The sequence below is a fragment of the Streptomyces sp. HSW2009 genome, from assembly GCF_040240285.1.
Lineage (GTDB): Bacteria > Actinomycetota > Actinomycetes > Streptomycetales > Streptomycetaceae > Streptomyces.
The window spans coordinates 1-3,275 of record NZ_JBEHZD010000722.1 but is presented as its reverse complement, the minus strand read 5'-3'; the positions used below and the strand labels follow the sequence as shown (position 1 = coordinate 3,275).

Sequence of the window (3,275 nt, the reverse complement as noted above, 5' to 3'; positions counted from 1 at the left end):
CCCCCCCCCCCCCCCCCCCCCACCCCCCCCGCCGCCCGGCGGGGGGCCGGGGATTTGGTAAAAACCCCCGGGCCGGGGGGGGGGGCCGGCCCCCCCCGCGCCCCGCGCCACCCCGCCGCGCCCGGGCCGCCCCGTTCGCCGCGCCCCCGCTACCCCGTCGTGAGCTGCCCCAGGGCCGGGCGCTCGGCCGGCAGGTGGTCCAGGCGGCGCAGGATCACGCCCTCGCGCAGCGCCCAGGGACAGATCTCCAGCTCGTCGACCTCGAAGAGCTCCATCGACGCCTCCGCGACCAGCGCCCCGGCCACCAACTGGCCGGCCCGGCCGACCGAGACCCCGGGCAGTTCGGCGCGCTCGGCGGTCGGCATGTCGGCCAGCCGGGTCACCCAGTCCGTGAGCGCCGTCCGGTTCAGGGCGCGCTGCACGTACAGGCCCTCGGCCGAACGCGCCGCGCCGGTCAGCCGCGCGAGCTGCTTGAACGTCTTGGACGTGGCCACCACGTGGTCCGGCGGCCCGAGCCGGCTGAAGTCGCCGACGACCCGGGCGATCTGCGCCCGCACGTGCCGCCGCAGGGCCCGTACGTCGTCCGCGTCCGGCGGGTCGCCGGGCAGCCAGCCGCCGGTGAGCCGGCCCGCGCCCAGCGGCAGCGAGACCGCCGCGTCGGGCTCCTCGTCCTGGCCGTACGCGATCTCCAGCGAGCCGCCGCCGATGTCGAGCACCAGCAGCCGGCCGGCCGACCAGCCGAACCAGCGGCGCACCGCGAGGAAGGTCAGCCGCGCCTCCTCGTCGCCGGTCAGCACCGCGAGCCGGACGCCGGTCTCGGCCGCGACGCGGGTCAGGACCTCGTCCACGTTGGTGGCCTCGCGGACCGCGGAGGTGGCGAAGGGCAGTACCTCCTCACAGCCCTTGTCCTCGGCCGCGCGGAGCGCTTCGCGCACCACCGCGACCAGCCGGTCGATGCCGTCACTGCCGATGGAACCATCCGGATCGAGCAGCTCGGCCAGGCGCAGCTCCGCCTTGTGGGAGTGCGCGGGCAACGGGCGGGCACCGGGGTGGGCGTCCACCACCAGAAGGTGCACCGTGTTCGAACCCACATCTAGGACACCGAGTCTCATGGCCAGAACGCTACTGTGCGCGGCGGACCGCTCGGCGATCGGCTGGTCACGATACGGCTCGATTGGTCACGATACGGCGACGAGAAGTGACCTCCGGGAGCGCGGAACCCCCCTGGGCCGGGGGGGGCGGAGGGGGCGCGGACGGGGCCGCAGGGCCGTCCGTTGGCCCGGCCGCGCCGGGCCGCGCAGACCGGAGTTCCGCCCGCCCAGGGCCCGAAAGCGGCCCGTACGGGGCCTGTGTGCGGCCGACGGCCGGTGCCGTCCGCGCCCCGCCCGGCCAGCCGCCCCGCCCGTCCGCCCACCGCGCACGCTCCGCGGCAGGTCGCGCGGCCGGCGGCGGTCACACCCGCCCGGGCAACGGGATGCCGCCGGCTGGCGCATACGCTGGGGGCGTGGCAAAGACCAAAAAGGCGAAGCAGGGCAAAGCGCCAAAGCAGGGGTCGCCGAAGGCGCCGAAGAAGCCCACGGCCGGGACGCCGGACCCCGCGGACGAGCAGGGGCTCGACTTTCCGCGGGCCTGGGTGGAGTTCCCCGACCCGGCCGACGACGAACAGGTCTTCCGCTGTGACCTGACCTGGCTGACGTCCCGCTGGAGCTGCATTTTCGGCCAGGGCTGCCAGGGCATCCAGGCCGGCCGGGCGGCCGACGGCTGCTGCACGCTCGGCGCGCACTTCTCGGACGAGGAGGACGAGCAGCGGGTCGCGGGGCACGCGGCCCGGCTCACCCCGGACCTGTGGCAGTTCCACGACGTGGGCACGCGCACCGGCTGGGTGCAGGAGGACGAGGACGGCGAGCGCCAGACCCGGCGCTACGAGGGCTCGTGCATCTTCCAGAACCGCCCGGGCTTCGCCGGCGGCGCCGGCTGCGCGCTGCACATCCTCGCCCTGCGCGAGGGCCGGGAGCCGCTGGAGACCAAGCCGGACGTGTGCTGGCAGCTCCCCGTCCGCCGCACCTACGACTGGGTGGACCGCCCGGACGACACCCGGGTGCTGGTCGTGTCGATCGGCGAGTACGACCGCCGCGGTTGGGGCCCGGGCGGCCACGACCTGCACTGGTGGTGCACCTCGGCGACGTCGGCGCACGGCGCGGGCGACCCGGTGTACGTCACCTACCGTCCCGAACTCACCGAGCTGATGGGCCCGGCCGGCTACGCCGAACTGGTCACCCTGTGCGAGGCCAGGCTCGCCGCCCTCCTCCCGATGGCCCCCCACCCGGCCGACCCGCCCCGGACCCCCGCGCACGACACACCCGCCGGAGCCTGACCCACCCCGAAGACACGCCCGACCCGTACCGAAGATCCGCGCTGAAGACCCCTACCGGAACCCCGTACCCGAGCCGCCCCGCCGCCGGCTGCCCGCCCGCCCCTGTCCGCGCAACGCAAGGAGCCGAGGTCCGGTGGGGGCCGGACCCCGGCTCGTACGGGGGCCTCGTACGGGAATCCCGTGCGGCGAGACGTACGGGAGATGCGCGGGAGAGACGCGCGGCGAACGCGTACGGAGCACTCGTACGGGTTCACGCAGGTGCGTGCGGGGACGTGCGGTGGAGCAGGGCGGAACGGGGGCGCAGGCGAAGCGGGGAGCCGGCGTTACGGGGCCGGGCTGCCCGCCGGTTCGGTCGGCTGGGGGGCCGGGTCGCTCGGGGTCGGGGTCGGCGTGGGTGTCGGGGTCGGCTCGGTGGGGGTGGGGGTCGGTTCCGGGGCCGTGGGTTCGCCGGCGCCCTCGATGGTGACGACCGAACCCGTCGGCGTCACCGAGATGCGCCCGGTCCACGGGCCGACCGGCTCCCGCGCGTGGTCGACGGTGACCACCAGCGTCACCGACTCGCCGGCGCCGAGCTCGCCCGAACTCTGGCTGAGCAGCAGCCACGGCGCGTCCGGCACGGCCGACCAGCGCACCGGCCCGCCGGCCGCGGTCAGGATGATCAGCGTCGCGTCGCCGCTGGGCTGCGCCGCCACCGTCAACTGCCCCGGCACCGGCGCGCTGCTGCCGGGCCCGGGCGTGGGCTGCGCGGCGCCCGGCGTCGCCGCCGGGGCCGGGCGCGGGGGGGGGGGGGGCCGGGGCCGGCGGGGGGGGGGGGGGGGGGGGGGAGGGGATCGTGGGTGCGCTGTTGCTGAGCCCGGCGAGCGGGGTGCACACGTTTCGGATGCGGTTTGCCATCGATGTC

General features: G+C 76.6%; 2 protein-coding genes and 1 pseudogene. 2 read left to right on the top strand and 1 reads right to left on the bottom strand.

The genetic code is table 11. From position 1 onward, the window contains the following. Positions 1–149 precede the first annotated feature (149 nt). The gene (locus AAHZ94_RS31305) at positions 150–1,112 is read right to left on the bottom strand and encodes a Ppx/GppA family phosphatase (protein ID WP_349997095.1); all 963 of its coding nucleotides are present in this window, start codon (positions 1,110–1,112) and stop codon (positions 150–152) included. 392 nt (positions 1,113–1,504) lie between these two features. Between AAHZ94_RS31305 and AAHZ94_RS31300 the strand changes: the two genes are divergently transcribed. Both AAHZ94_RS31300 and AAHZ94_RS31295 read left to right on the top strand, forming a co-directional pair. Beyond that, positions 1,505–2,374: a DUF3109 family protein gene (locus AAHZ94_RS31300; RefSeq protein WP_349997094.1), complete on the top strand. Its 870-nt coding sequence runs from the start codon at positions 1,505–1,507 to the stop codon at positions 2,372–2,374. Between the two features lie 817 nt (positions 2,375–3,191). Continuing rightward, a pseudogene (locus tag AAHZ94_RS31295) lies at positions 3,192–3,275 on the top strand (DUF192 domain-containing protein); the annotation flags it as partial.

Excerpts from the sequence above, each read along its gene's own strand:
- AAHZ94_RS31305 (WP_349997095.1), bottom strand. The coding sequence starts at position 1,112 with ATGAGACTCGGTGTCCTAGATGTGGGTTCGAACACGGTGCACCTTCTG.